The 25,833-nt window shown below is 71.9% G+C and carries 28 protein-coding genes; 10 read left to right on the plus strand and 18 right to left on the minus strand.

From position 1 onward, the window contains the following. Nucleotides 1-108 precede the first annotated feature (108 nt). Complete coding sequence (locus tag ACLQ2R_RS10685; protein WP_425959232.1) at nucleotides 109-1,050, minus strand: LysR family transcriptional regulator; 942 nt, start codon at nucleotides 1,048-1,050, stop codon at nucleotides 109-111. 103 nt (nucleotides 1,051-1,153) lie between these two features. Between ACLQ2R_RS10685 and ACLQ2R_RS10690 the strand changes: the two genes are divergently transcribed. After that, the gene (locus ACLQ2R_RS10690) at nucleotides 1,154-1,423 is read left to right on the plus strand and encodes a CBU_0592 family membrane protein (protein WP_425959233.1); all 270 of its coding nucleotides are present in this window, start codon (nucleotides 1,154-1,156) and stop codon (nucleotides 1,421-1,423) included. Beyond that, nucleotides 1,420-2,079, plus strand: coding sequence for a cyclase family protein (locus ACLQ2R_RS10695; RefSeq protein WP_425959234.1), 660 nt, complete (start codon nucleotides 1,420-1,422; stop codon nucleotides 2,077-2,079). The genes ACLQ2R_RS10690 and ACLQ2R_RS10695 overlap by 4 nt, the downstream gene beginning before the upstream one ends. Nucleotides 2,080-2,104: 25 nt before the next feature. On the opposite strand, the gene ACLQ2R_RS10700 is transcribed toward ACLQ2R_RS10695, so the two are convergent. Then, nucleotides 2,105-2,275, minus strand: coding sequence for a hypothetical protein (locus ACLQ2R_RS10700; protein ID WP_425959235.1), 171 nt, complete (start codon nucleotides 2,273-2,275; stop codon nucleotides 2,105-2,107). Nucleotides 2,276-2,318: 43 nt separating this feature from the next. Here ACLQ2R_RS10700 and map point away from each other — a divergent pair, with 43 nt between their 5' ends. Continuing rightward, entirely contained in the window at nucleotides 2,319-3,167 is an 849-nt protein-coding gene (gene map, locus ACLQ2R_RS10705; protein WP_386232355.1) for a type I methionyl aminopeptidase, read from the plus strand. 236 nt (nucleotides 3,168-3,403) lie between these two features. Here map and ACLQ2R_RS10710 read toward each other — a convergent pair whose 3' ends face one another. The 5 genes from ACLQ2R_RS10710 to ACLQ2R_RS10730 form a co-directional block, all read right to left on the minus strand. Beyond that, entirely contained in the window at nucleotides 3,404-3,805 is a 402-nt protein-coding gene (locus tag ACLQ2R_RS10710; protein WP_425959236.1) for a sensor histidine kinase, read from the minus strand. A gap of 191 nt (nucleotides 3,806-3,996) precedes the next feature. Further along, nucleotides 3,997-6,039, minus strand: coding sequence for a cytochrome c oxidase assembly protein (locus ACLQ2R_RS10715; protein WP_425959237.1), 2,043 nt, complete (start codon nucleotides 6,037-6,039; stop codon nucleotides 3,997-3,999). Further along, nucleotides 6,036-6,650: a copper resistance CopC family protein gene (locus ACLQ2R_RS10720; RefSeq protein ID WP_425959238.1), complete on the minus strand. Its 615-nt coding sequence runs from the start codon at nucleotides 6,648-6,650 to the stop codon at nucleotides 6,036-6,038. The genes ACLQ2R_RS10715 and ACLQ2R_RS10720 overlap by 4 nt, the downstream gene beginning before the upstream one ends. Before the next feature lie 243 nt (nucleotides 6,651-6,893). Next, entirely contained in the window at nucleotides 6,894-8,225 is a 1,332-nt protein-coding gene (locus ACLQ2R_RS10725) for a helix-turn-helix domain-containing protein (RefSeq protein ID WP_425959239.1), read from the minus strand. A 480-nt stretch (nucleotides 8,226-8,705) separates the two neighbouring features. Further along, nucleotides 8,706-9,635, minus strand: a complete 930-nt coding sequence (locus ACLQ2R_RS10730) for a SecDF P1 head subdomain-containing protein (protein ID WP_425959240.1) — start codon at nucleotides 9,633-9,635, stop codon at nucleotides 8,706-8,708. Between the two features lie 1,246 nt (nucleotides 9,636-10,881). Between ACLQ2R_RS10730 and ald the strand changes: the two genes are divergently transcribed. Then, on the plus strand, nucleotides 10,882-12,000 hold the full coding sequence (gene ald, locus ACLQ2R_RS10735; RefSeq protein ID WP_425959241.1) for an alanine dehydrogenase: 1,119 nt from the start codon (nucleotides 10,882-10,884) through the stop codon (nucleotides 11,998-12,000). A 100-nt stretch (nucleotides 12,001-12,100) separates the two neighbouring features. Here ald and ACLQ2R_RS10740 read toward each other — a convergent pair whose 3' ends face one another. Further along, nucleotides 12,101-12,586 (minus strand): GbsR/MarR family transcriptional regulator, encoded by a 486-nt coding sequence (locus tag ACLQ2R_RS10740; RefSeq protein WP_425959242.1) that lies wholly within the window; start codon nucleotides 12,584-12,586, stop codon nucleotides 12,101-12,103. A gap of 79 nt (nucleotides 12,587-12,665) precedes the next feature. Between ACLQ2R_RS10740 and ACLQ2R_RS10745 the strand changes: the two genes are divergently transcribed. Both ACLQ2R_RS10745 and ACLQ2R_RS10750 read left to right on the plus strand, forming a co-directional pair. Continuing rightward, on the plus strand, nucleotides 12,666-13,559 hold the full coding sequence (locus ACLQ2R_RS10745; protein WP_425959243.1) for an ATP-binding cassette domain-containing protein: 894 nt from the start codon (nucleotides 12,666-12,668) through the stop codon (nucleotides 13,557-13,559). Continuing rightward, nucleotides 13,556-15,127: an ABC transporter permease gene (locus ACLQ2R_RS10750; RefSeq protein WP_425959244.1), complete on the plus strand. Its 1,572-nt coding sequence runs from the start codon at nucleotides 13,556-13,558 to the stop codon at nucleotides 15,125-15,127. The genes ACLQ2R_RS10745 and ACLQ2R_RS10750 overlap by 4 nt, the downstream gene beginning before the upstream one ends. Nucleotides 15,128-15,346: 219 nt before the next feature. On the opposite strand, the gene ACLQ2R_RS10755 is transcribed toward ACLQ2R_RS10750, so the two are convergent. Beyond that, nucleotides 15,347-16,054: a DUF3105 domain-containing protein gene (locus ACLQ2R_RS10755; protein WP_425959245.1), complete on the minus strand. Its 708-nt coding sequence runs from the start codon at nucleotides 16,052-16,054 to the stop codon at nucleotides 15,347-15,349. A 122-nt stretch (nucleotides 16,055-16,176) separates the two neighbouring features. Between ACLQ2R_RS10755 and ACLQ2R_RS10760 the strand changes: the two genes are divergently transcribed. Then, nucleotides 16,177-16,836, plus strand: a complete 660-nt coding sequence (locus ACLQ2R_RS10760) for a DUF305 domain-containing protein (protein ID WP_425959246.1) — start codon at nucleotides 16,177-16,179, stop codon at nucleotides 16,834-16,836. Nucleotides 16,837-16,910: 74 nt separating this feature from the next. Next, entirely contained in the window at nucleotides 16,911-17,210 is a 300-nt protein-coding gene (locus ACLQ2R_RS10765; RefSeq protein ID WP_425959247.1) for a DUF3467 domain-containing protein, read from the plus strand. A gap of 152 nt (nucleotides 17,211-17,362) precedes the next feature. Here ACLQ2R_RS10765 and ACLQ2R_RS10770 read toward each other — a convergent pair whose 3' ends face one another. The 6 genes from ACLQ2R_RS10770 to ACLQ2R_RS10795 form a co-directional block, all read right to left on the minus strand. Next, a complete protein-coding gene (locus ACLQ2R_RS10770) occupies nucleotides 17,363-18,427 on the minus strand; it encodes a threonine aldolase family protein (RefSeq protein ID WP_425959248.1) in 1,065 nt (354 codons plus the stop codon). A gap of 14 nt (nucleotides 18,428-18,441) precedes the next feature. Further along, nucleotides 18,442-19,095, minus strand: a complete 654-nt coding sequence (locus tag ACLQ2R_RS10775; RefSeq protein ID WP_425959249.1) for an SDR family NAD(P)-dependent oxidoreductase — start codon at nucleotides 19,093-19,095, stop codon at nucleotides 18,442-18,444. Next, nucleotides 19,092-21,167: a DUF6421 family protein gene (locus ACLQ2R_RS10780; protein ID WP_425959250.1), complete on the minus strand. Its 2,076-nt coding sequence runs from the start codon at nucleotides 21,165-21,167 to the stop codon at nucleotides 19,092-19,094. Before ACLQ2R_RS10780 ends, ACLQ2R_RS10775 begins: the two co-directional genes overlap by 4 nt. A 244-nt stretch (nucleotides 21,168-21,411) precedes the next feature. After that, nucleotides 21,412-21,615, minus strand: coding sequence for a DUF397 domain-containing protein (locus ACLQ2R_RS10785; RefSeq protein ID WP_425959251.1), 204 nt, complete (start codon nucleotides 21,613-21,615; stop codon nucleotides 21,412-21,414). Nucleotides 21,616-21,654: 39 nt separating this feature from the next. Continuing rightward, nucleotides 21,655-21,858, minus strand: a complete 204-nt coding sequence (locus tag ACLQ2R_RS10790; RefSeq protein ID WP_425959252.1) for a DUF397 domain-containing protein — start codon at nucleotides 21,856-21,858, stop codon at nucleotides 21,655-21,657. Continuing rightward, complete coding sequence (locus ACLQ2R_RS10795; RefSeq protein WP_425959253.1) at nucleotides 21,843-22,676, minus strand: helix-turn-helix domain-containing protein; 834 nt, start codon at nucleotides 22,674-22,676, stop codon at nucleotides 21,843-21,845. Before ACLQ2R_RS10795 ends, ACLQ2R_RS10790 begins: the two co-directional genes overlap by 16 nt. Before the next feature lie 135 nt (nucleotides 22,677-22,811). Between ACLQ2R_RS10795 and ACLQ2R_RS10800 the strand changes: the two genes are divergently transcribed. Together ACLQ2R_RS10800 and ACLQ2R_RS10805 are read left to right on the plus strand one after the other, a co-directional pair. Further along, nucleotides 22,812-23,270 carry an ATP-binding protein gene (locus ACLQ2R_RS10800; RefSeq protein WP_425959254.1) on the plus strand — a complete coding sequence of 153 codons (459 nt, stop codon included), beginning with the start codon at nucleotides 22,812-22,814 and terminating at the stop codon, nucleotides 23,268-23,270. Beyond that, the gene (locus ACLQ2R_RS10805; RefSeq protein WP_425959255.1) at nucleotides 23,261-23,488 is read left to right on the plus strand and encodes a hypothetical protein; all 228 of its coding nucleotides are present in this window, start codon (nucleotides 23,261-23,263) and stop codon (nucleotides 23,486-23,488) included. The genes ACLQ2R_RS10800 and ACLQ2R_RS10805 overlap by 10 nt, the downstream gene beginning before the upstream one ends. Before the next feature lie 78 nt (nucleotides 23,489-23,566). Here the strand turns inward: ACLQ2R_RS10805 and ACLQ2R_RS10810 are convergent, their stop codons facing one another. From ACLQ2R_RS10810 to ACLQ2R_RS10820, 3 genes are all read right to left on the minus strand, one after another. Further along, complete coding sequence (locus ACLQ2R_RS10810; protein ID WP_425959256.1) at nucleotides 23,567-24,148, minus strand: putative glycolipid-binding domain-containing protein; 582 nt, start codon at nucleotides 24,146-24,148, stop codon at nucleotides 23,567-23,569. A gap of 89 nt (nucleotides 24,149-24,237) precedes the next feature. Next, nucleotides 24,238-24,999: a carbonic anhydrase family protein gene (locus ACLQ2R_RS10815; RefSeq protein ID WP_425959257.1), complete on the minus strand. Its 762-nt coding sequence runs from the start codon at nucleotides 24,997-24,999 to the stop codon at nucleotides 24,238-24,240. A 211-nt stretch (nucleotides 25,000-25,210) separates the two neighbouring features. After that, nucleotides 25,211-25,816 carry a dihydrofolate reductase family protein gene (locus ACLQ2R_RS10820; RefSeq protein WP_425959258.1) on the minus strand — a complete coding sequence of 202 codons (606 nt, stop codon included), beginning with the start codon at nucleotides 25,814-25,816 and terminating at the stop codon, nucleotides 25,211-25,213. Between the last annotated feature and the right edge of the window lie 17 nt (nucleotides 25,817-25,833).

Here is a 25,833-nt window from a genome sequence, read left to right on the forward strand (position 1 = left end):
TGCTCACCGGACGGGCCGTGCTCACCGGAGGGGCTTCCGGACAGATCCAGGAGAGCCCCGGGTCCCGGGCACGGACCGCTGTCGCCGGCCGGTCCGCCGCCGGTGCGGTCAGGAGGTCCTCCAGCGCTCCCCGAGCCGTCCCGACAGCTCCTCGGCCGCCTCCCTGAGCGCCGCGATGACCACGGCCTGCACCGGGTCGGGCTCACCCGAGCGGGTACGGCTCACCCGGGTGATCGCCTCCAGCTTCCTGGCGCCCACGCCGGTGATGCCGGTGACGACGACCTCGCCCTCGGGGACGTCGAGCAGGGCCAGCGACGGCACGATCGCCACCCCGTGCCCCGCCGCGACCAGGGCGAGCGTGGGCGGGAACTCCTGGATCAGGTGCACCCGGTTCGGGGTGAACCCGTGCAGGGCGGCGAGCCGTTCCAGGGCCTGGCCGCAGGCCTGGCCGGGCGGCCCGGCGATCCAGGGCACCCCGGCCAGGTCCGCCACCTCCCGGGGGACCTCCGCCCATCCCGGCGGGGCCACGATCCGGTACTCGTCGACGTAGAGGGGGTGGGAGGCGATGGCCTGCCTCACCACGACGGTCTCGTCCGCGTCCTGCTCGGTGATGGCGAGGTCGACCCCGCCGAGGCGGAGTTCCTGCAGCGCGGGCGGCCCGTACAGCTCCCGGATGCGGGGCGTGATCCGGGGGTGGCGTTCGGCCAGCCTGGCGAGTGCGGGCACCAGCAGGTGCCGGATGACGGTGGGGAACGCGGCGATCGCCACCGGCCCGGCCAGCCGCTCGGTGAAGCGGATCAGCTCCCGCCTGGCCTCGCCCAGCTCCTCCTCGACGCGCTCGGCGTACCCGGCGAGGACCCTGCCCGCGGGGGTGAGGGCGACCCGGCGCTGCGACCTGTCGATGAGGGAGAGCCCGACCTCCCGTTCCAGGAGCGCGAGCTGTTGCGAGACGGCCGAGGCCGTCAGGTGGAGCGCCTCGGCCGCGCGCATGACGCCGCCGCGGCGGGCGACCTCGTGGAGCACCCGCAGCCGACGGGGGTCAATGTCCATGTAGCCAAGCTTACGCAGATATTAAGAGAACTTTATTTGCCCTTCAGTGAGCGGGACGGAAATCATGGGGGCATGAGCCTCTTCCCACCGGGAGCGTGATCCCGTGTCCCTCTTCCTCGACCTGCTCGGCTGGGCCGGCGCCGCCGCCCTGCTGTACGGGTACGCCATGGTCTCGATGTCCAGGATGTCCGGTGACGGCATGCCCTACCAGGTGACCAACCTCGTCGGGGCGGTCGCCCTGATGGTCAACTCGGCCTACCACGCGGCCTGGCCGTCGGCGATCCTGAACGTCGTCTGGGGCGTGATCGGCCTCGTCGCGATCGGCGGGATGGTCGCGACCCGTACGAGGCGCGGGGAGGTGAGCGTGCCGTGAGCCGGCTGGTCGAGCTGAGCCACCGCATCACCGAGGGCATGATCACCTACCCCGGAGTCCCCGGCCCCCGCCTCGGCGTGCACCTCAGCCGGGAGGCCTCCCGGGAGGTCTACGCGCCGGGCACGGAGTTCCACATCGGCAGCGTCGAACTGGTCGCCAACACCGGCACCTACCTCGACACCCCCTACCACCGCTACCCGCAGGGACCCGACCTGTCAGGGGTGCCGCTGGAGTCGCTCGCCGACCTGCCGGGCGTGGTCGTACGGGCCGAGGGGGCGTCCTCCGTGGGCCTGGACCGGCTCTCGGGGCTGGACGTGCGCGGCAGGGCCGTGCTGCTGCACACCGGCTGGGACCGGCACTTCGGCACCGAGGCCTACTTCCACGGCCACCCCTTCCTCGAACCGGAGGCGGCCCGGTGGCTCGCGGAGCGGGGGCCCGCGCTCGTCGGCATCGACAGCCTCAACATCGACGACACCCCGCCCCGCGGCGAACGTCCCGCGCACACGCTGCTGCTCGGTGCGGGCATCCCGATCGTGGAGCACATGACCGGGCTGGCCGCGCTGCCCGGCAGCGGGTTCCGCCTCCACGCCGCGCCACCGCTGCTGGCCGGCCTGGGGACCTTCCCCGTGCGCGCGTACGCCGTCGTGGACGGCTAGCGGGCGGCCGTCCACGACGACGGCCTCAGTCGTCGTCGTCGTTCCTCTTCCACTCCTCGTTCCGCCGGGCCGCGGTCTGCAGCGCGCCGGCCGCGGCCTCGCGCGTCGGGTAGGGCCCCATCCGGTCCTTGTTCGGGCACCCCTTCTCGGGTTCGACGGCCTTGTGCGTGAGACAGAACCACCATTGATCACTCATGCCGCAATCCTGCCCAGTGACGAGGCAACTAGACTGCGGGACCATGACGACACTGCTCCAGCCCGGGCGGATCTCTCCCCTCCGCAAGGTCCCCTCCCACATCCAGCGGCCGGAGTACGTCGGGAAGAAATCCCCGAAGACCGGGGAACCCGACGTCAAGACCCCCGAGATCATCGAGCGGATGCGGATCGCGGGCAGGCTGGCCGCCCAGGCCCTGGAGGAGGTCGGGCGGCACGTGGCCCCCGGCGTCACCACCGACGAGCTCGACCGGATCGGCCACGAGTTCCTCTGCGACCACGGCGCCTACCCCAGCACGCTCGGCTACCGGGGCTATCCCAAGTCGCTGTGCACCTCGATCAACGAGGTGATCTGTCACGGCATCCCGGACGACACCGTGCTGCGCGACGGTGACATCGTCAACGTCGACATCACCGCCTTCATCGGCGGCGTGCACGGCGACACCGACGCGACCTTCCTGGTCGGCGACGTCGACGAGGAGTCGCGCCTGCTGGTCGAGCGCACCCGGGAGGCCACCGAGCGGGCCATCAAGGCCGTCGCCCCCGGACGCCAGCTCAACGTGGCGGGCCGGGTGATCGAGGCGTACGCCAAGCGGTTCGGCTACGGCGTGGTCCGCGACTTCACCGGTCACGGCATCGGCACCACGTTCCACTCGGGCCTGATCGTCCCGCACTACGACGACCCGTCGCTGGCGGTCACCCTGGTTCCGGGGATGACGTTCACGATCGAGCCCATGCTGACGCTCGGCACCATCGACTACGACGTCTGGCCCGACGGCTGGACCGCCGTGACCAAGGACCGCAGGCGGACCGCCCAGTTCGAGCACACCATCCTGGTGACCGAGACCGGCCGCGAGATCCTGACGCTTCCCTGAGCCGCCCGGGACGAACCGGCGGTCGGCGACCGGGACGACCGGGCCGAACCGGCGCCCGCGGCCGACCGGCGAGCCGAAGGGCCGGTGAGCCAAAGAGCCGATGAGCCAAAGAGCCGGTGAGCCAAGGGGCCGGTGAGCCGAAGGGGCCGGTAAGCCAAGAGGCCGGTAAGCCGAAGGGACCGGTGAACCGAAGGGCCGGTGAGCCGAGGGGCCGACAGGCGGCCCCCCGCCCCGGCCTACCTCCGGTGGGGCAGCACCCCGGTGACGGTGGTCCCCTCACCGGGACTGCCGTTGACCCCCAGCGACCCGCCGAGCCGCCGGAACCGGTCACGCATCGCGGCGACGCCCCGTCCCCGGGCCTCACCGAAGAAACCGACGCCGTCGTCGCTGACGGTCATGCGCAGCCCGCCGGACCCGTGGGTGACGGCGACGGAGACGACGCGGGCGCGGCTGTGCAGCTCGACGTTGGCGAGCGCCTCCTCCAGCACCGCAAGCACGACCTCGGCGAAGGCCGCCGGGACGTCGCGGCCGGGCAGCGCCCAGATCTCGACGGCGATCCCGGTGCGCTCCGACCATGCGGTGAGGTGTTCCTCAAGGGCCTGGGCCAGGGTCCGGCTCCTGTCATCGCGTACACGCACTTCCTCGGACACCGCTCACCCTTCCCTGATGCACATGTCAGTCACCGGCCCCCCGACCGGATGTGACTCGGCGTGGCGCGCGGTGACGATGCGCTGCGCCCGCTGCGGTGAGCACGAGCCCCCCTGAGACACCAGGCTACCGGGAGGGCCTCCGAGAAAGCGGTCAAGGGTAGGAGGGCGTAGCCGTCCGGTTACCGACTGCCGTCTCTCCTGTTGAGTTTGGCCAGGTAGTCGTTGTAGTCGTCGAGCCGCTCGTCCCCGCTTCCGCCCGTGCGGGCCGCGGCGGCCTCGGCGCGGCGGTCGGCGTGCCGGGCCCCGCGGTCGTCGGCGCGCCACCACTGGAAGGCCAGCGCGAGCAGCACGATCAGCGTCGGGATCTCCCCGAACCCCCAGGCGATGGCCCCGCCGGCCTGCTGGTCGGCCACGGCGGTGGGGCCCCAGGTCCGGCCGAGCTGGTCGTACCACTCCGGGGCCAGCTCGCTGGTCATGCTCATCAGCGCGATGCCGAAGAACGCGTGGAACGGCATGGTCACGAACAGCAGGATGAGCCGGGCGAAGTGCGGCAGCCGGTGGGGGGCCGGGTCGATACCGATGATCACCCAGAAGAACAGGGAGCCGCTGAGCAGGAAGTGCACCGTCATCGCGATGTGGCCGAGGTGCTCCTCCATGGCGGAGGCGAACAGCGGCGTGAAGTACAGCGCGTAGGTGGAGACGATGAAGATCGCCGTGGCGATCGCCGGGTGCGAGACGAACCGGACGAACCTGCTGTGCAGGATCGTGGTCACCCACTCCCTGGGCCCCCGGTCACCCCGGCGGGCCGCGGGGGCGAGGGCGCGCAGCGCCAGGGTCACGGGCGCGCCGAGCACCAGGAAGATCGGCACCATCATGGAGAGCGTCATGTGCTCGGCCATGTGCGCGCTGAACAGCACCTTGGCGTAGCGGGCGACACCGCTCTGGGTGGCGACCAGCAGGATCAGGACACCGGTGAACCAGGCGGCCGTCCGGCCCTTGGGCCAGGAGTCGCCGCGCCGGACGAGCCGGACGACACCGGCGGCGTACAGACCCGCCAGCAGGGCGATGATCGTGCCGGAGAACAGGTCGAACCACCACAGCGACGCCAGGTTGGCGACCGAGATCTCCGGGGGCATGCTGTAGCCGAGCAGCTCGAAGGCCCTGTCCACGGGCAGGACGGCGGGCGGCGGCGCGGTGCGCGACAGCGCGACGGCCAGCCCGACGGCCGCGAACATGACGACGATCTCACCGGTGGCGAACCGGACGAACGTCCCGGACCCCTGCGTGGCCAGCAGCGGCAGGGTCCGTCTGCGGTGCCACCAGCCGATGACCCCGAGCAGCGCGAACGCGGCGGTCTTGGCCAGCAGCAGCAGCCCGTACGACGAGGTGAACAGCTCCGAGACGGAGGTGAGCCTGGCCATGACGCTGAACACGCCCGACAGCCCCACCCCGATGAAGCACCACAGCGCCAGGGACGAGAAGCGGGCGGCGGCGATCGCCAGGTGCGGCCGGCGACGCAGCGCGTGCGCGCAGAGCACGCCGAGACCGCCCACCCACAGGGCCAGGACGATCAGGTGCACGGCCACGGCGGTGGTGGCCAGGTCGTGGTTGGGCGAGGAGGAGGAGTGGCCGGTCAGGGCGGGCGGGAGCATCGTGGCCAGGGCCAGGACCAGCAGGCCGCCGGCCGCGCTCACGGTGATCGCGCCGCGCGCGAAGAGCGCGATGGCGACCGAGAACAGCACCACCAGCGTCAGCGCGATGCCCTGGGAGACCTGGCTGGCGAAGCTGGTGAGCTCGTCGCCGCCGAGCACCTCGGTCACGGGCAGCCCGAACGCGTCCGAGAGGCTGAAGACCATGGTGGCCGCGGCGGCCCCGGCCCAGACGAGGGCGGTCCAGGAGGCGGCCCTGACGTAGGTGAGGGCGGACCCGCCCAGCAGGCCCTTGTCGCTGGGGAGGAGGATCGCGGCTGCCAGGAGCGTGCCGACCGTCAGCAGACCCGCCCCGTCCATCGCCAGCTTCGCCAGCGGCAGGCCCCAGCGGGTGAAGGCCCCCTGGTCCGGCAGGCCGGGGATGATCCGGGGGAACGCCGCGCCTCCGGCGATCATCGCGATCACCAGGGCGGCGACGGCCGCGGCGGTGCCGGCCAGGACGATCCGCAGCGTCCCGCCCTTCGGCTCCGGGGTCGCCGGGGTCTTCTGCGCGGCCCGCGCGGGGCCGCTCACGGCTGCTTCTTGCCGCGCATGCTGAAGAACAGGCCGATGCCGACGCCGGTCAGGGCGCCGACGACGATCCACATCCAGCCCGGTACGCCTCCCGAGGAGCCGGAGTCCTCGGACGCGGCGGCCGGGGCGAGCGGGTCCGTGGCCGGGGCGGCCGTGGTGGAGGCGCTCGTGGCGGGAGCGCTCGCCGCGGCGGAGCCGGACCCGGCGTCCGCGGACGGCGACTCCGGCGCCTGGGACGGGGAGGGGTCAGGGCCGAGGAGGGTGAAGGGGATCTCCCCCTCGATCGGGTGCCCGTCGGAGGAGACGACGCGGTAGGCGATGACGTACCGGCCGGGAGGAAGATCCTCCTTGACCTTCTGGGTCACCACGGGACCGTCGGCGGAGGGCTTGCCCTCCTGGTGGTTCTCGTCCCCGGAGCGAACGACGACGTTCGGGAAGCGCACCGAGGCGCTGAACGTCAGCTTCACCTCTTTCAGGCTCTCGATCTCCGCGCCCTTGGCCGGGTCGCTGCTCTTGAGCCGGTCATGGGCGAGTGCGGGCGAGGCGAGGGCCGTGCCGAGGACGAGGACGGCGAGGAGCGCGAGGAGGGCCGCGACAGGGGAAGTCTTCATGGCAACCACAAGGCTACCGACGCGGCACCGCGGTCACGACCCCCACCCGATCCACGGCCGCGTGTCCTTTCCCGCCCGGCCCTCACGGAAGGTCCCGGGCCCGGGGCGTCCCCGGCCGGGGACGCCCCGGGGAGCCCGTGACCCGGCGCCGGCCGTTCCCCGGGGAAGGCCGGCGCCGCGCCGCGTCGTCCGGCGACATCGGGAGCATCAAGGACACCGAGGGCATCAGGGGCACCGGGCGGCCTACAGTCCGACGCTGGCCAGTGCCCGCTTGTAGGCGTCGACGCTCCGGACGGGCTCGTCGATGCGCTCCAGGACCTGCGCGGCGGTGAGCCACGCGTGGGCGGTGTCCCTGGTGGTGGGCGAGCGCTTCAGGCACTCGGCCCCGGCCCCCAGCTCCCGCGCGGCCTCCTCCTGCCTGCCCAGCTCGGCGAGGGTCTGGCCGTACAGCAGCCGTGCCTCCGCCTGCATGATCTGCGGGAGGCCGTCGAGCATGCCGCAGACGACCTGCATGCGCTCCGCGGCCGGCTCGGGCCGGGCGAGCAGCAGCTCCACCCGGGCGAGGTTCATCGCGCAGCGCATCTTGTCCATCGGGTTGGCGGCGCTCTCGGAGAGCTCGCCCTCCACCTTCAGCAGCACGTCGCGCCACGCCTCGGCCTCCATCGGCCGGGCGGTCAGCAGCACCTGGGCGTAGTCGCCGCGCAGGCGGGCCAGCCGGCGCGGGTCGCCGTACTCGGACTGGATGGCCAGGGCCCGCTCGACGTGGGCGACCGCCTCCTGGGCGCGCCCGCTCTCGACGGCGACGATCGCGGCACCCCAGTACGCCAGGGTGAGCGCCTGCGGGGTGTCGAGGACCTCGGCGGCGGCCAGCAGCTCGGCGGAGAACTGGCGCGCCCGGAGCAGGTCGCCCCGGCTGATGTAGGCCACCAGGAGCTGGCCGCCCAGCCTCATCAGGTCGTCGTTCCAGGCCGGCCGGACCGCGCCGCCGAGGATCTGCTCGGGGACCTGCACCGCCCGCGCCAGGTCGCCCTTCTCACGGTGGCACCGGGAGAGCGCGACGGCGACCGCGACGTGGCGCTCGGGGTTCATGACCACCAGGTCGTTCTCCCGCAGCCCTTCGAGCAGGGTGATCGCCTGGTCGAGCTCGCCGCAGGCCTCGGTCGCCAGGGCAAGGCCGTACTCGGCGTCCTGCCGCAGCTGCGGCAGGCCCGCCAGGCCGCCGTCCGCGAGAAGCTCGCTGTAGCGGGTACGGGCCTCGACGACCTCGCCGTTCTCCATCGCGAGTTTCGCGTACCTCAGCGCGAGTTCGATCTCCTGCATCTGCTCGGCCGTGACCCCGTTCACCAGATAGGTGAGCGAACAGTCGAGTTTTTCGGCGAGAAGCTCCAACACTGCGGGGGTCGGAGTACGCTTGCCACTCTCGATGAGGGACACATAGCTGTCCGAGAGTTCCGGATGGGCGAGCTGCGCCTGGGAGAGACCTCGTTGCCGACGGACGGTCTTGATGCGTTGCCCCACTAAGTCTTGACCGGTCACGTTGCCCCTTGAAAGATAGTGTTGAGAAGCAGAACCCACGACAGGAGTCTCCCCGTGCGCCGACGCCTTACCTTGTCCCTGTCTGCCCTCGCCATGCTATTTGCGGCTGCTTTTGCCGCCTCTAGCAATGTTACGACCGCGAGCGCCGATTCGTCTGCCCCTCAGAACACCGCCGTTGACTATTCTTTGCCGCTGAACGCCATGGGCGAGCTGGGCTGGAATGGTCCCGACTAAGTCGGGACTCAGTTCGTCAGGCGCAACCGTGAGCGGATCGGAACCGAATCCGCTTCCGTGAAGGGCTTCTCGATACCGAGGCACCTCTCCCGGTGACCTCGGCGTCACGTCGTCGGCTTCCTCCCCCGGGCCCGGCGTGAGCACCCCCTGAGGCCAGGTCCGTCACAGGACCTGGCCTTTCGCTTGTCGCGAACACACCCGTCCGCCCCGGGTCCTCCCCGCCTCTCCCGGACCCTCCGGCCGCGTTCGCCCTCCGCGTCGTCACGGGCCGGCGGCGTCCTCGGGTCAGGTGTTCGACTCGCAGACGACATCGTCCTTGTCCACGTCGGCGTACCACGCGTACTCCTCGTGGACGTCACGGTAGTAGGGGCCGTACCCGTCGGCCATCGCCTGCTTGCAGGTGCGGTACTGGGGGTCGGTGCCTCCCTTGGGGGGCGTGGTCGTCGCTCCGTTCTGCGGGGCGGGGTTCGTCACGGCCGAGTCGTTCGCGGCGGGGTTCGTGGCCGGGTTCGTGGCGGCCGGGTTCGTGGCGGCGGGGTTCGTGGCGGCCGGGTCGGTCGCGGCGGGATTCGTCGCAGCGGGGTCGGTCGCGGCGGGGTTCGTGGCAGCGGGGTTCGTCGCGGCGGGGTCGGTCGCGGCGGGGTCGCCGACGGGCGGGGTGAAGACCGACTCGCTCGTCTGGGGGCCGGACGACGACGGCACCGCGACGGAGCCGCGCAGCCGGACGACCATCGCGTCCGCCTGCTCCTTGGTGAAGGATCCGGCGATGCTCAGGCTGTCGTCGGTGATCGCCTGGGCCACCCGGGGGGCGGCCACCACCTTCTCCCCCACCACGATCGCGATCTGCTGCCTGACGGGGTTCTCCTCGTCGACCGCTTCCTGGGTCAGGGCCTTGATCTGCTCGCGGAAGGCGGGGGCGAACGCGATCCTCACCGAGTAGCCGCCGCTCTTCTCCTGGACGGCCTCGATCTTCCGCACCGCGTTCACGGTGATGCCCGCGGCGACCGTGTAGCAGTTCTGCCCGAGATCGTCGGGGAAGGTCTCGGGCACCGTGCAGGTGCCGGCCTTCACCTCGGTCACCGGCGCGAAGTGGATCGGGACCGCCAGTTTGCTGGGCGGCGGGGCGCCGAGCGGCATGTCGGGGTTGCGGGTCATGAGCACCGCGATGGTGCCGAGGACCCCGGTGACCAGCACGACCACGACGAGGGCCGCCACCAGGACCACGGTGGTGGCCCGGCTCGCCCGGGGAACCGCCGGCCCGCCTCCGGCCGGTGGCGTCCCCCTGCCGGGCGCATCCGTTCCAGGCGCACCTCTTCCCGGCACTCCCGTCCCAGGCGCACCGGCGCCGGGCGCGTCGGCGGCTCCGGGCGGGCCGGCACCGAGCACCCCGGCGCCCCCGGGAAGACCGAGCACCCCGGCGCCCCCGGGAACGCCGCTCCCGGGGGCGTCCGGACCCGGCACACCGGCGCCGGGCATGCCGAAGGCCCCTTGCGGGCCGGCGCCGGGTGCGCCCGTCCCGAAGCCACCCACCCGCGTCGCCTCCTCGCCGGGCTCGTCCGCGCCCCGGCCCCCGCGCCCCGGCCACGCCTCCCCGTACGCGGGGGCGCCGTACGGCCGGCCTCCCGGACCCGGACCGCCGTACCCGGGGCCGCCCGGTCCGCTCGGGCCGTCAGGATCGCCGTCCCCGGGGCCGCCCGGTCCTCTCGGGCCGCTCGGGCCACCGAGGTCGCCGTACGCCGGGCCGCTCAGGCCGTCAGGGCCACCCTGCTCCGGGCCATCCTGCTCCGGGCCCCCCTGCTCCGGGCCCCCCTGCTCCGGGCCGCCGGGCTCGGGAGCGCCGGCATCGCGGCCGGGCGCGCCCTGCCCGCCGGACGCCGCTCCCGCGGTGTCCCCGGACCCGGTGACGCCGCGGGAGTGGCGTCCGGACCGGGCGCCGGAGCGCGGCGGCGGCGTGAAGGCGTCGTAGGTGTCGGACGCGAAGACCTCTTGGATGCGAGGCCCGAAGGCGTCGTAGAAGCCGGGCGCGAAGGCGTCGCGAGGGTCGGGCCCGAGATCGCGCGGGTCGGGTCCGAGGGCGTCGCGGGAGCCGGGCGGAGCTTCCCGCGACGCCCCGGACGGGTCGCCGGAACCGGCTTGAGGCCTCTGCGGTCCAGGCGGCCCCCCACCCTGCCCCGCGTTCGTCCCCATCGTCACGTCCCCGCGTTCCTCACAGCCGTTCGCATGCGTTCGCGGCGAGCCTACCGATCTGCGCGACCGGCCGGTAACCCCGTACGTCAGGACATGTGCCGGAAAGAAGGATCATGTCCCGGCCGGACCGGGGCGGACCCCGGCGGACGGCCGGCGGCGGACGGCCTCCCTGACCTCGCCGTCCGCCGGCGGCGGGCGTGACCGCCCCCTTTCGGGGAACGCACAGGGGGAGAGCACCGTGCCGAGCAGGACACGCGCCCACCCTGGAGGAGCCGTGAGGATCTCAGTTCCCCGCGAGGTCAAGAACCACGAGTACCGCGTGGCCCTGACCCCCGCCGGAGCGCACGAGCTCGTCCGGCACGGCCATCGGGTCTTCGTCGAGAAAAACGCAGGCCTGGGGTCCTCCCTGCCCGACGACGACTTCCGGAACGCGGGCGCGACCATCGTGGACTCCGCCGACGACGTGTGGGCCGAGGGGGACCTGGTCCTGAAGGTCAAGGAACCCGTCCCCGAGGAGTACCACCGGATGCGCAAGGGACAGGTGCTCTTCACCTACCTGCACCTGGCCGCCTCGCGGGAGTGCACCCTGGCCATGCTGGAGTCCGGCGTCACCGGCGTCGCGTACGAGACCGTGCAGAGCGCCGGGGGATTCCTGCCCCTGCTGGCGCCGATGTCGGAGGTGGCCGGGCGGCTCGCCCCGCAGGTGGGGGCCTACCACCTGATGCGCCAGGGCGGTGGGCGGGGCGTGCTGATGGGCGGGGTCCCTGGGGTGCGCGCGGCCTCCGTGGTCGTGATCGGCGCCGGGGTCTCCGGCATGAACGCCGCGGTCATCGCGCTGGGCATGCAGGCGGAGGTGCTCCTTCTGGACCGCGACATCGACCGGCTGCGCCAGGCGGACGTGATCTACAAGGGCCACTGCAAGACCGTGGCCTCCAACGCGTACGAGATCGAGCGGGCGGTGCTGGAGGCCGATCTGGTGATCGGCGCGGTGCTGGTCCCGGGCGCGAAGGCGCCCAAGCTGGTGAGCAACGAGCTGGTGTCGCGGATGAGGCCGGGCTCGGTCCTGGTGGACATCTCCATCGACCAGGGCGGCTGCTTCGAGGACTCCCGCCCCACCACCCACGACGACCCGACCTACCGGGTGCACGGCTCGGTGTTCTACTGCGTGGCCAACATGCCGGGCGCCGTGCCGCACACCTCGACCTACGCGCTGACCAACGTGACCGTGCCGTACGCGCTGGCGATCGCGGACCAGGGGTGGCGGGAGGCCCTGCGGGCCGATCCCGCGCTGGCGCTGGGCCTGAACACCTACGAGGGCCACCTGACCAGCCGGCCGGTGGCCGAGGCGCACGGGGTCGAGGCCGTGCCCCCGGAGGACGTCCTGCGCGACTAGAGCGGCGGGAGCGGCCTCACCGGGAAGCGGTCCCGCCAGGGGACGCGGGGGACGCGGGGGACGCGGCCTCGCCGAGGACCGATCCCACCCCGTGACGGCCTCACGGGACGACGTCACCGAGGGAGGCGTCCCGCCGCGCGCGCCACTTGTCCAGCAGGAGCGGGATCTCCTCGTGGCAGAAGGCCATGAAGTCCCGCATCTCGGCCAGGGTGCGGCCGGGACGGGTCTCGGGGCCGCCGAGCGCCTCCAGGCCCTCCTCGATGGCCTCGACGACGAGCTGGAGGCGGTTGCCCTTGGTGAGCGTCGCCTCCCACCAGGTGTCGTCGCTGATCCCGTAGAAGTCGCGCCGCGACCCCGGCACCGGCTCCCGGTGGATCATGCCGATGGCCGTGAGGTGGCGTACGGCACCGGAGATCGAGCCCGAGCTGGCGTTGAGCCGTTGTGACAGGTCGGCGGCGCTGAGCGCGTCCTCCTCCGCGGTCATCACGGTGAGCAGCACCCGGGCGGCCATCGGCGGGAAGTTCCACTCGGCCATCTGGTGGCTCATCCGCTCCACGAACTGGCGAACGGCGTCCTCATCGCGCATCGGTCTCCCTCGGTCGGTCATCGAGGATTTCACAGAAACTGCGTTCACTTATCTCTGAAAGCTCTGTACGTTCTAAAGCATGAGTAATGTCATCTCCATGTCCGGCGTGACGAAACGTTTCGGCCGGACACACGCGCTGGCGGGCCTGGATCTCGAGGTCCAGGCCGGTCAGGTGCACGGCTTCCTGGGCCCCAACGGGGCGGGCAAGTCGACCGCCCTCCGCGTCCTGCTCGGGCTGCTGCGGGCCGACTCGGGGACGGTCCGCCTGCTGGGCGGCGACCCCTGGAAGGACGCCGTCGAGCTCCACCGCCGCCTGGCGTACGTGCCGGGCGACGTCACCCTGTGGCCCAACCTGTCCGGCGGCGAGGTCATCGACCTGCTCGGCCGGTTGCGCGGCGGCCTCGACACGGCGCGCAGGAACGAGCTGATCGAGCGCTTCGGGCTGGACCCGCGCAAGAAGGGCCGCGCCTACTCCAAGGGCAACCGGCAGAAGGTCGCCCTGGTCGCCGCGCTCGCCTCCGACGCGGAGCTGCTGCTCCTGGACGAGCCGACCTCCGGGCTGGACCCGCTGATGGAGGCGGTCTTCACCGACTGCGTCGGCGAGGCGCGCGCGCGGGGACGCGCGGTGCTGCTCTCCAGCCACATCCTGGCCGAGGTGGAGAAGCTGTGCGACCGGGTGAGCATCATCCGCGACGGCCGCACGGTCGAGACCGGCACCCTGACCGAGCTGCGCCACCTGACCCGTACCTCCGTCGACGCCGAGCTGGTCACCGCGCCCGACGGTCTCGCAGCCGTGCGCGGTGTCCACGGTCTCCGCGTCGACGGCGACCGGGTGGCCTTCGAGGTGGACGCCGACGGCCTGAACGAGGCGCTGCGGCACCTGTCGGCTCTCGGGGTGCGGTCGCTCACCAGCCGGCCGCCGACGCTGGAGGAGCTCTTCATGCGCCACTACCGCAGCGAGCCGGCCCGATGACCGGGACGTGGTCCCTGGTCAGGCTGATCCTGCGCCGCGACAGGTTCGTGCTCCTGCCGTGGGTGCTGGTGATCGCCGCGCTGCCGATCGTGCAGACCTCCGGCATCGCGGAGGTGTACGCCGACGAGGCCGCCCTGCGCCGGTTCGCCGCCTCGATGAGCTCCACCCCGGCCTTCTCCGCCCTGTACGGACCGGTCCCGCAGGGGAGTGCCGCAGCCATGGGCGTGTGGCGGGCGGGTTTCACCCCGGTCATCCTGGCGCTGGCCATGATCATGACCGTGATCCGGCACACCCGGGTGGAGGAGGAGACGGGCCGGCGCGAGCTCCTGGGCGCCACCGTGCTGGGCCGCCGGGCCGGCCTGTCGGCGGCGCTGGTCGTGGCCGGGGCGGCCTGCCTGCTCGCCGGGCTGCTGATCACCCTGTCCTTCGCCGCCTACCCCGTCCCGGGCGCGCTCGCCACGGGCCTGGGCTACGCCGCCGTCGGCCTGGTGTTCGCGGCGGTGGCCGCCGTGGCCGCGCAGCTCACCGAGAGCGCGGGCGGCGCGAGGGCGATCGCGATCTCGGTGCTCGGGATCGCGTACGTGCTGCGGATGGCGGGCGACGCGAGCGGCGCCGACGGGCTGTCGTGGTCCTCCCCCATCGCCTGGGGGCAGCGGATGCGCCCCTTCGCGGAGGAGGAGTGGTGGCCGCTGGCCCTGTTCGCCGCGCTGCTGGCCGCGCTCTGCGCGCTCTCCTACGCGCTGGCCGGGCGCAGGGACCTCGGGGCGGGCCTGCTGCCGCCCCGGCCGGGACCCGCCGGCGCCGCCCCCGGCTTCGCCGGCCCGTCGGCGCTGGCCTGGCGTCTGCACAGGGGGCCGCTGATCGGCTGGAGCGCGGGCACGGCCTTCGGGGGCGCGGTGCTGGGTGCCGCCGCCGAGGCCGCCTCCGGCGCGCTCGGGGAGAACAGGCAGGTCCTGGAGATGCTGGCCAGGCTGGGCGGCGCCTCCGGCGTGAGCCAGGTCTTCCTCGCGAGCGTGACGAGCGTCCTGGGTGTCGCCGTGTCCTGCCACGCGGTCCAGGCCGCGTCGCGGATGCGTGCCGAGGAGACGCTCATGCGCGCCGAGCCGCTGCTGGCCGCCGGGGTGGGCAGGGCCCGCTGGATGGCGAGCCACCTGGTGTTCGTGTTCGCGGGCCCGGCCGTGGCCATGGTGGTCCTGGGACTGTCGATGGGGATCACCTACGGTGCCGCCACGGGGGACGTGGGCGCCCAGGTGCCCGAGATCCTGGGGGCGGCGCTCGTCCAGCTTCCCGCGGTGTGGTCGCTGGGCGCGCTGGCGGCCGCCCTGTTCGGGCTGCTGCCCAGGCTGGTCGTCCTGGCGTGGGTGGCGCTGGTGGCGTTCCTGCTGTTCGGGCAGGTCGGCGCGGCCCTGGACCTGCCGGGGGCGCTGCTGAACCTGTCCCCCTTCAGCCATCTTCCCCACGTGCCCGGCGGGGAGGTGACCGCGTCACCGCTGATCGCGCTGGTCGCGATCACGGCGGCGCTGACGGCCGCCGGGCTGTACGGCTTCCGCCGCCGCGACATCGGCTGACCCGCGCCTCCGGCCCCCGGGGCCACGCCCATGCCCCTGACCCGAGCCCGGAGCGCGAGCACGGGCCCGGCCAGAGCGTGACCGGGGCCGGACATGGCGTGATCCCGGCCGCGAGCGCGGACCGGGATCAGGCTTTGACCGCGCGCCCCGCCCCGGTCCCGGCCCGGATTCGACACGGGACCGGACCGGAGGGGTCGCGAGAGGGTGAGACGCCGTCCGTCAGGGAGCCGGGGTGGCGCTGGGCGCGGGGGTCGCCTCGGCGGTGGCCGTCGAACTCGGGCCGGTCGTCGGGGTGGGGGCGGCGGCCGGGATGGGCGCCTGGGCGGTGGTGGTGCCCACGCCCCCGCTGCAGGACGCGCCGAGCTCGGGGGTGTCCGGCCCGTTCTTGTACTTGGTGATGAACTTGGGCAGGCGCGGGTCCTCGGCGCTGTTCAGCGTGAGCTGCTTGTTCCAGGAACTGGCCACCACCTTGGCGGGCAGGTTCGGGTAGGGGCTGAGCAGCATGTAGTCCTTGGAGGCCAGCTCCCTGAGCGTGTCCAGCTCGGCCTTGGGCAGGTCGGGCCGGTAGGTGATCCACACGGCGCCGTGCTCCATGGAGTGGACGGCGTTCTCGTTGTTGATCGGCTGCTCGTAGATCCCGCAGTTCTGCCAGGCCGAGTTGTGCTCCCCGCCCATCGGCGGGTTCTCCTTGTAGGAGACCTTGCTCTCGACGTGGACACTGCCCGGGTACTTCGCGGTCGCGACCCCGTCCAGCGACGTCCGTGAACGCTCGTTGATCAGGTAGAAGGCGACCACCCCGACGAGCAGGACGATGACGAGGCCGCCGCCGCCCCACATCAGGAACGCGGTCCTGCGCTCCTTGCGTTTCTGCTCGTCACGCATCCTGGTGAGGTGCTCTCGCCTCGCCTGCGCCTTTTCCTTGGTCATCGACCCTCCAGCCGGCAAACAACTTCGGGTCACCCTATGCCCTACGGGCGTATGCGGAGAATAAGCAGGCGACAATGCCTGATACAGCGATGATTCCTGACAGTGGGTACTCTGGGGAGATAATGGAAACCGGGGTTCAAGAGGGCACGCGGCCCAGACGCGGGGTGGCGCTCGGCGTGCTGCTCGGCTGCCTGCTGGCGGCGGTCGTTCTCCTGCTGGTCGTGGGGCGGACGACCACACCGACCGACGCCTCGGCGGAGGCGGGGTTCGCCCGCGACATGTCCGTCCATCACGCCCAGGCCGTCGAGATGTCCTTCATCGCCAGGGACGGCAGCCAGGACGAGGCGCTGCGGCGGCTGGCCTACGACATCATCGTCACCCAGACGGCACAGCGCGGGATCTTCACCGGCTGGTTGCAGCAGTGGGGGCTGTCGCAGTCGGGGGAGCGGCCCGCCATGGCGTGGATGTCCGGTCACGGGGGGCACGGCGGCCAGGCTGTAACACCGGCCGCCTCGGCCACGATGCCCGGTATGGCCTCACAGGACGAGTTGGAGAGACTCCGCCGGGCCACCGGCAAGGATCAGGAGGTCCTCTTCCTGCAGCTCATGATCCGCCACCACGAGGGTGGTGTGCAGATGGGCCAGGGCCTGCTGAAACTGTCCGACCGCGACGAGGTGACCACGATGGCACGGCACATCGTCGGCGGTCAGACAGGCGAGATCACGTTGATGACCGACATGTTGCGGCAGCGCGGCGCCCAGCGACTGCCTTCCATCCTTTAGTGACGTCGGCGCGTCCCTGTGCGGCCGGTTCCCGGCCAGGGCAGCATGGAACCAGCCTGGCCGGAGGAATGAGAATGGTGAACGAGGAACCGGAGAACCGGCTGGAGGTGAGCATCTCCGCCGAGGTGGAAATGGGGCAGTACGCCAATTTTGCCTCTGTTTGGCACACCCAGGATGGTTTCGTTCTGGACTTCGCGGTGATCACCAGGCCGCCCCAGCTCGACAACGACCCCTCCTCCGGGGAGCACTTCGTGAGCGTGCCGACCCGGATCGTCAGCCGGATCCGCATCCCTCCCAGCCAGGTGTTCGAGCTGATGAAGGCGCTCGAACAGCAGCTCACCGCCTACGAGCACGAGAGCGGCCACAAGAACTGACCGCGGGCGCCCGGCCCCGTCCCCGCCCGGCCCCGTCCCCGCCCGGCCTCACCGGGCCCGGGGCGGGTCCGCCTCACGGCGTCCCGCCCCGGCCTCCCGGCCGGCCCCCGCGCCCCCGGCGCCCGCTCACGCTCGCGCACCCCGGCGTCCGCTCACGCCGAGGCGCGTGACTCCTCCGCCACGGCGGCGGCGAACGCGTCCACGTCGGCCTCGGTGGTGTCGAACGCGGTCATCCAGCGGACCTCGCCGGTGGCCTCGTTCCAGGTGTAGAAGCGGAAACGCTTCTGCAGGCGCTCGGTCACGTCCCGGGGCAGGATCGCGAAGACCGCGTTGGCCTGCACCGGCCGCGGGATCCGCACGCCGGGCACGTCCCGCACGGCCTCGGCCAGCCGGTTCGCCATCGCGTTGGCGTTGCGGGCGTTGCGCAGCCACAGATCGCCCGCGAGCAGCGCCTCGAACTGCACCGAGACGAACCGCATCTTGGACGCGAGCTGCATGGCGGTCTTGCGCAGGTAGCGCAGGCCCCGGACGGCGCCGGGGTCGAGCACCACGACGGCCTCGCCGAACATCAGGCCCGACTTGGTGCCCCCGAAGGAGAGCACGTCCACCCCCGCGTCGGTGGTGAACGCGCGCAGCGGCACGCCGAGCGCGGCCGCGGCGTTGGTGACGCGGGCGCCGTCGAGGTGGACGACCATGCCCAGGCCGTGGGCGTGGTCGCAGATCGCCCTGATCTCCTCGGGCGTGTAGAGCGTGCCCAGCTCGGTGGTCTGGCTGATCGAGACGACCTTGGGCTGGGCCCGGTGCTCGTCGCCGAAGCCCCACGCCTGCCTGTCGATCAGCTCGGGGGTGAGCTTGCCGTCCGGGGTGGCGACCGGCAGCAGCTTGAGCCCGGCCGACCGCTCGGGGGCGCCTCCCTCGTCGGTGTGGATGTGCGCCGAATCCGCGCAGACCACCGCCTCCCAGTGGGCGGTCATCGAGCGGAGCGCGACCACGTTGGCGCCGGTGCCGTTGAACATCGGCCAGACCTCGGCGGCCGGCCCGAAGTGCCCCCGGAAGACGTCCTGGAGCGCGGCGGTGTAGACGTCGTCGCCGTAGGAGGTCTGGTGGCCCTCGTTGGCGAGCGCGATCGCCTGGAGGATCTCCGGGTGCACCCCGGCGTAGTTGTCGCTGGCGAAGCCCTTCGCCAGCGGGTCGTGCCTGCGGACGGCGTCCGTCACGGGCTCTCCTTCCCTCAGCCGGTGCTTCGCCCGGCGGACAGGTCGATCCGGGTGCCGTTGGCGTCGCTCTCCCACAGCCGCTCGACCGCCTCGGCGAGATCGTCGACGTCGGTGAAGCCGGGGAAGGCCCGCTCCGGGCTCGCCTCGCGCATGCCCTCGTGCACGAGGGCCTTGACGACCAGGATGTTCGCGGTGGCGCCGGTGCCCTCCAGGGCGTCGGCGAAGGCCAGGGTCCACGCCTCGGAGGCGGCCTTGGCGGTCCCGTACGCCGCGTTGCCCTGGGTGGGCCGCTCGGCGGCCTTGGCCGAGACGATGGCGAACCGGCCGCGTTCTGCGGCCTTGAGCAGGGGTTCGAAGGCGAGCGTGACGTGCTGGAGGGTACGGATCAGCAGGTCGTGCAGGAGCGCCCAGTCCTCCAGCGACGTCTCGGCGAAGGTCTTCGACCCGCGCCAGCCGCCGACCAGGTGCACGATCCCGTCCACGTGACCGTGCTGGGCCGCCACGTCCCTGGCGAGACCGGCGACGGCGTCGGTGTCGAGCAGGTCGACCGCCACCAGGCCGTCGGCGCCGCTCCGGTCGACGCCGATCACCGTGTGGCCCTGCCCGGTGAACCTGCGTGTGACGGCCCGGCCCGCGGGACCGCCCGCGCCGGTGACAAGGATGATCATGCTCGGATGCCCTTCGTGGAGTCGACGACATCGCCGAGCTTACGGCGCAGGGCCTCGTAGAACATGCTCAGGGGGAACTCGTCGGGCAGCACCGCGTCCACCGCGCTCTTGGGGAATCCCTCGGCGGGCAGCGCGGTCGCGCCGCGGGCCCACACCGAGGCCGGGTGCGGCTCGACGTAGGCGGCGACGAGCTGGTGGGCGGCCAGCCAGTGGGCGAGCTTGGAGCGGTCGATGCCGTCCCGGTAGAGCTTCTCGACCTCGGCCCGAAGATCGGCGACGCCCCCGGCGAGCCGGTCCCAGTCGACGCCGAGGCGGTTGTCGGTCCAGCGCACCACGTCGTTGCGGTGCAGGTACGCGAACAGCAGCTGCCCGCCCAGGCCGTCGTAGTTGCGGACCCGGCCGCCGGTGATCGGGAAGCGGAACAACCGGTCGAACAGGATCGCGAGCTGCACGTAGCGGGCGTGCGGCACGTTCTCGCCCTCCAGCCGCACGGCCTCGCCGAACGCGGTCAGGTCGCAGCGCAGCTCCTCCAGGGAGTACAACCAGTACGGCATGCGCTGCTTGATCATGAACGGGTCGAACGGCAGGTCGCCGTGGCTGTGCGTGCGGTCGTGGATCAGGTCCCAGAGCACGAAGGTGTCCTGGGCCAGCTCCTGGGAGGCGATCAGGCGGGCCGCGTCCGGCGGCAGGTCCAGCTTGAGGGTGGCCGCGGCGGCGGTGCTCACGGCGCGGAAGCGGGCGGCCTCGCGGTCGGCGAAGATCCCTCCCCAGGTGAAGCGGGGCGGGGTCTCGCGGACGGCGACGGTCTCGGGGAAGAGCACCGCCGAGTTCGTGTCGTAGCCGGAGGTGAAGTCCTCGAAGGCGATCGGCACGAACATCGGGTTGTCGTAGCGGGCCCGCTCCAGCTCGGCCAGCCAGTCCGGCCAGATCGTGCGGATCCACACCGCCTCCAGGTGGCGGGACGTGGTGCCGTTCTGGGTGTACATCGGGAACACCACCAGGTGCTCCAGGCCGTCGACCCGCTGGGTGTCGGGGTGGAACGCCTCCAGCGCGTCGAGGAAGTCGGGCACCCCGAGGCCCTGGTCGGCCCATGTGTTCAGGTCGGCGACGACGGCGGCCAGGTAGGCGGCGTCGTGCGGGAAGCGCGGCGCGAGCCGCTCGACGTGCCCGGCGATCTCGGCGACCAGCCCGGCGGCCCGCTCCCGGTCGCGTTCGACCGAGCCGTCCTTGGCCTGCAGCGGCCGCAGCGCCTCCACCGCCTCCTTCAGCGCCTGGAATTCGGCCCGGCCCTCCGGCTCGCCCGCCGTCCGGCTCGCGTTCGAGGGCAGGCGCGCGGCCCAGGTGACCAGGTTGACCCAGAGGGCGGCGTGGTCGTATTCGCCGATCGAGTCGTCGCCGAACAGGTCGGAGTCGGCCAGCACCACGACCCTGCCCTCGCCGTGCCGCAGGGCCACCGCCAGCGGGCGTCCCGCCGGGGTCGCGGTGGGAGAGCTACGGAACAGCACGGTCGCGTCCTCGGGGGCGGTGAGCGTCCCGGCGCGGTAGAAGCAGGCGCGCCGGGCCCCGGCGAGCAGGTCCTGCCCGGCCGCGGTCCCCGGCCCGGGGACGCCCAGGACCCAGGAGGCCACGCCGTTGTGGGAGTTGGCGGAGTCCTGGACGAGGGTGCTCTCGACGCCCACCCCGAAGCGGGCGAGCAGCTCGACGAGGTTGCTGCCGTACTTCTCCTGCTCGTACTCGGCCATCACGACCAGGCCGCCGCCCGCGCGCACGTACTCCTCGACGGCGTCCAGCTCCCCGTCCGCCAGAACGGGGTCGCCGCCGGTGGTGCGCTCCCAGCGCTCGGCGGCCGGGTGGGCGATCACGAGCACGTCCCGCTCCGCCAGCAGGCCCGGGGTGAGGGGGCCGCCGGTGTGCGCGCCGACGTCGTGTCCCAGCCCGCGCAACAGGCCGGCGGCGCGGACGTAGCCGCTGTCGTCGGGATTGCCGGGATTCATCGTCTCGGCCACGTCCCGCCGGATGGTCCACGACTCGCCGTGTGCCTCGTCGAACAGTACCCGCGGTAGCGCCGTCACGATAAATCCTCCTTCTGCTGGAGCTTAATGCCGGAAAATATACACAATACTGCCCCATTCCAAAAGATCTCTACAGGTGGCGAAGGTAAGGCGGCCTCGCCGGGCCACTCTCCGCAGGGGACGCGAAAGGGCCGGTCGTCCCGCCACAGGACGACCGGCCCTTCTCATACGACGTCAGGTCACGGAGTGAACATCGGCCACACGATGACCGCCGATCGGCGCCTCTCCGGGACCCGGGGGCTTCTCAGGGGCTGACCTCAGCCCGAACCCACCGGGCGAAGGCGGCCCACTCCCCCGAGGTGAACACCAGCGCCGGACCGGCCTGATCCTTGCTGTCCCGCACCCCGACCCGCCCGCTGGGCAGTCTCGCCACCTCCACGCATTCGCCGCCGTTCCCCCCGGACAACGACGACTTCACCCATGTGGCCTCGCTCAGTTCCCTATCCATCGTTTCCTCCCCTTCCGGGAGACGACTGTCTTCGACGCGCTAGAGCATCTCGTCGGCGCGGACCCACCCCGTGAAGGCGGCCCACTCGCCCGGGGTGAACACCAGCGCCGGACCGACCTGGTCCTTGCTGTCCCGCACCCCGATCCGCCCGCCGGACAACCTCGCCACCTCGACGCAGTTACCGCCATTACCGCCGGACAACGACGACTTCACCCAGACGGCCTCGCTCAGTTCGCGATCCATCGATCCCTCATCTCCCTGATCAGCTCCAGCGACGCCCGCTGCGGGAGTGCATCGGCGCGAATCGCCTCGTACTTGATGGTGATGTTCGCCACGTCAACGGGCCGGTCGGTGACCTGGCCCTGGCCAGCCGACTCCATATATGCAGTATTGGCGAGCCCTCGGACCTGTGCAATGACGAAACCGCCCAGCAGACCGACGGTGCTCCCCGCCCCGGAGGGCACGACTTGGATGGTGACGTGCGGCGTGCGCGCGACCTCCAGAAGATGGTCGAGTTGTGCCGTCATGACGGCGCCGTCACCGATACAGCGCCCGAGCACGCCCTCGTCGAGGACGACCCAGAACATGGGCGGATCCTCCCGCTCCAGGATGCGCTGCCGTTCCAGCCGGGCGGCCACGTCCAGCTCCACCTTCTCCGCCGAGGCCCTGGGCTCCCCGACGAACAGCACCCGGGCGTATTCGGCCGTCTGGAGCAGCCCCGGAACGATGAGCGGTTCCCAGGTGCGCAGGCTCTCGGCGGCCTGCTCGATCTCCGCCCACGGCCGGAACCAGGCCGGTAGCCGGGCCGCGACGTTGTCCATCATCTCCTTGATGCGGATCAACGCCCCCTCGGCCCCGAGGGCCTGGTCGCACCTGCGGACGAAGTCCTCGGTCGGCGGGCGGCGGCCGGTCTCCGCCATGGAGACGGTGCCCAGCGCGAAGCCGATCCGCCTGGCCAGCTTCTCCTGGGAGAGACCGGCCTCGTGGCGATAGCGGCGGAGCTCGAATCCGAAGAAGGCGACCGGCGACGTGGTCGGGTCGAGCACCTTGGCCTGCGGCACGGGACATCATCTCGGTTTCATCGGCGGTTTCACAAAAACCGTTGAACATGCGCCGCGCTCTTTCGATTACCGACTGTAGTGGGGCGGTGTCATGCTGCGAAGGCATATCCGGAATCCGGCCGTCGGACAGGTGACATGAATCCCGCGATCAACTCCTGGTGGAAAGACCCGGGCGACGAATACGAGATCCTCGGAAAGGTGTTTCTCGACCTCGATCCCACCTCCGCGTCAAAGGCCCGCTCTCATGTGAGGGAATGGCTCGGTGACGACCATCCGGCGTACGAGAACGTGCGGCTGGCGACCTCCGAGCTGGTCACGAACGCGGTTCTGCACGCGCGGCGGAGAGATCCCGGCGACCTGGTGTCGTTCACCCTGACCCGCCGCGAGGAGCTGCTGCGCGTGGAGGTCCTGGACCCCGGCGGTGGCCCCTGGCGGCCCCGGGAGCCCGGCGGCGTACCGGGCGACGGGGAGCGCGGACGCGGGCTCGGCATCGTCGCCGAGGTCTCCCGGAACCGGTGGGGAGTCCGTGACCTGGGAGAGCGGGGCCGTGCCGTGTGGTGTGTGATCGGCTCCGAGGGGCCGCCATGCGGGTGATCGTGAGCCTCACCCGTGACGGGGTCAGGATCAGCGCTCCGGGTCAGGGAGGGGTGCTGGTCGGTTTCGACGCCTGGGAGGCGTTCCTGCGGCGGGCCAGGAACGGCTGGTTCGATCCGGGGCCGCGCGAGACGAAAAGCCCGTACGGTCCGGACCTTCCTCGATCGGCGAACCGTCCCGGCATGCCCTCCGGCGCGTTTCCGGAAAGCACCGCGTGATTCGCGGACATGACGGAGATCGCCGATGAGCGGACGACGCGGCGGGAATTCGGTTCGTCGTCGCCCCTTCCCTTCGGGTCACGACTCGCGTACGGCGATACCGGGATAGTCGAGCACGAGGCCGGACTCGTCGTAGACGAGGCGGCACGCGAAGCCGAAGGCCGGTGAGGCGTAGTCGTAACACCGGCGGGAGCCCTCGTCGGCGACGCGGGCGTAGTCCTGCTCCAGCCGTTCGACGGCGAGGTCGACGGCGCGCACGTAGGCGGCGGGGGCCGTGGCCGCGGCACCGGGCCGAAGCCCCAGCCGGTGCACGGGAAAGGCGTTCGTCATCGCCGAGGACTCCAGGTCGACGTCCAGGCAGCCGTCCAGGTGGGCCGCCGGTTCGCCGTCGACGCGCCAGTGACCCGCGCCGTCGGCCTCCAGCACGGTGCTGCGGGCCCCCTCGGCCGAGTGCCCGCCGATCCTGGCGCTTCGCGTGATCCAGGCGGCGTCCACCTCGATGACGTAACCGACGGCCCAGGTCACGCCGTCCTCCACCGCGGTCGTCCATCCCTCGATGCGGTGGCCGTCGCCGGCCGGGTGGAAGTGGACCACCTCGAAACCGGTGCGCGCGTCGAGGTGCCGCCAGGCCGCCGCCCGCGGCGGTGTCGCGAAGGTCATGCCCGCTCCTTCCGTGATCCCGTGTGGCTCCCACCCGGTTCGTCATGATCGTATCGACGGCACGGACGCGGCGGCGTGCGGGGAAGGGCTCAGTGGTAGGAGTAGACGTTGGGTGCCGGGTGGTTGTCCTGGACCTCCCGGTGGTTGCCCTCCGCGCCCCAGAGCGACCTGTAGGCCTGGACGTCGTGCCGGCGGGCCTTCGCGTGCTGGCCGAACACGACCCAGTTCACCGGCTGGAAGTAGACGTCGCTCTCGTCGGGCGTGGTGAGCGAGCCGGTGTAGCGGTAGGTCGTGTGGTTGGCCGGCAGCAGGTCCCTCAGGTGGACGCCGTTCAGGGGCCTGGACGCGCCGAGGGCCGGGGGCGAGGCGATCAGGTGGTCGTGCTCGGACAGGCCGTGGAAGTCCTTGGAGTCCACGAGGACCGAGAAGACCACGTATCCCTTCGTGCCGGTCGCCCTCTCGTGGACCAGGTGGGCCTCAAGGGGGGCGAAGGGCTGGCCGGCGAACCTGTGCTCGGCGTGGCCGTGGAAGTGCACGTTGATCAGGTTGTACCGCTGACCGCCGTAGGTGATGTACGGCTGCGTGCCTGCGGTGCCGACGACGAACCGGACGTCGTCGTGCTCACCGGCCTCGCCGACCGGAGTGCGGTCCTGGAACAGGAGCGTTCCGTCGACGCTGCCCGGATAGTGGACGTCGAGCTGGACCTGGGCGCCCGGGCACGCCACCGAACGGTCGATCGTGACGGGACTCTGCACCGCGGCGTCGGTGCCGGTGCCGTGGCACGGCCGTTCGGCGCGTGCCTGCGCGGGGGCGGAGAGGGTGGCGAACGGGAGGAGGAAAGCGGCAGCCACCGCGAGGGGGGCAAGACGGTACCGCACCAGATGCCTTTCGTACGAGGGGTATCCGCTATGTCACCTAAAGACATGCGAGAGCGCTATGTCAGCATTAAAGGCGACATAAAGCATTGGTGAGATTAGCGGAGAAAGGTGAATTCTCAACCTGGTTTTCAGCACCCCGGACGTTCTTAAGTAAACATTTGATTACAAGCGGTGGCGCGTGACGTCAGGCGCGGCGGTCGGCCACGTCGTAGATCAGGTGGGTGACGGCGGTGCCGGCGATGACGCGCGGGTCGCCGAGGTGGACGGGGGCGCCGTCGAGCCGGTCGAACATGCGGGTGCCACCGCCCAGGAGCACCGGCACCAGGTCGACGCGCACCTGGTCGACAAGTCCGGCGTCGAGCGCCTGCCAGGCCACGCTGCCCGGGCCGACCCCGACCGCCCTGTCCCCGGCCGCCTCTTCGGCCAGGGCGACGGCGGCGGCGAGCCCGTCGGTGACGAAGGTGAACGGGGTCTCGGTCGGCGCACGGTCCTCGGGCGCGGTGTGGGTCACGACGAAGACCGGCACGCCCATCGGGTGGTTGCCGTCCCAGCCGTTGGTCATGTCGAACAGCCGGCGGCCGACGACCACGGCCCCGGTGATGTCGTTCAGCTCCCGCACGTGGGCGGCGCTGGCCGGCGAGGTGCGGTAGGCGACCCGCGTGGAGTTCGCGGTCGACGTCGGCACGTCCCCGTTGCGACACCACGCGAACAGGTGCTCGAACCCGTTGTTGGACGGGCCCGCGATGAAACCGTCCAACGACACCGACGCCTCGATGTACACCGTCGCCATGAGATCACTCCGTTCCC

The sequence above is a fragment of the Streptosporangium sp. DT93 genome (assembly GCF_049844535.1).
GTDB lineage: Bacteria > Actinomycetota > Actinomycetes > Streptosporangiales > Streptosporangiaceae > Streptosporangium.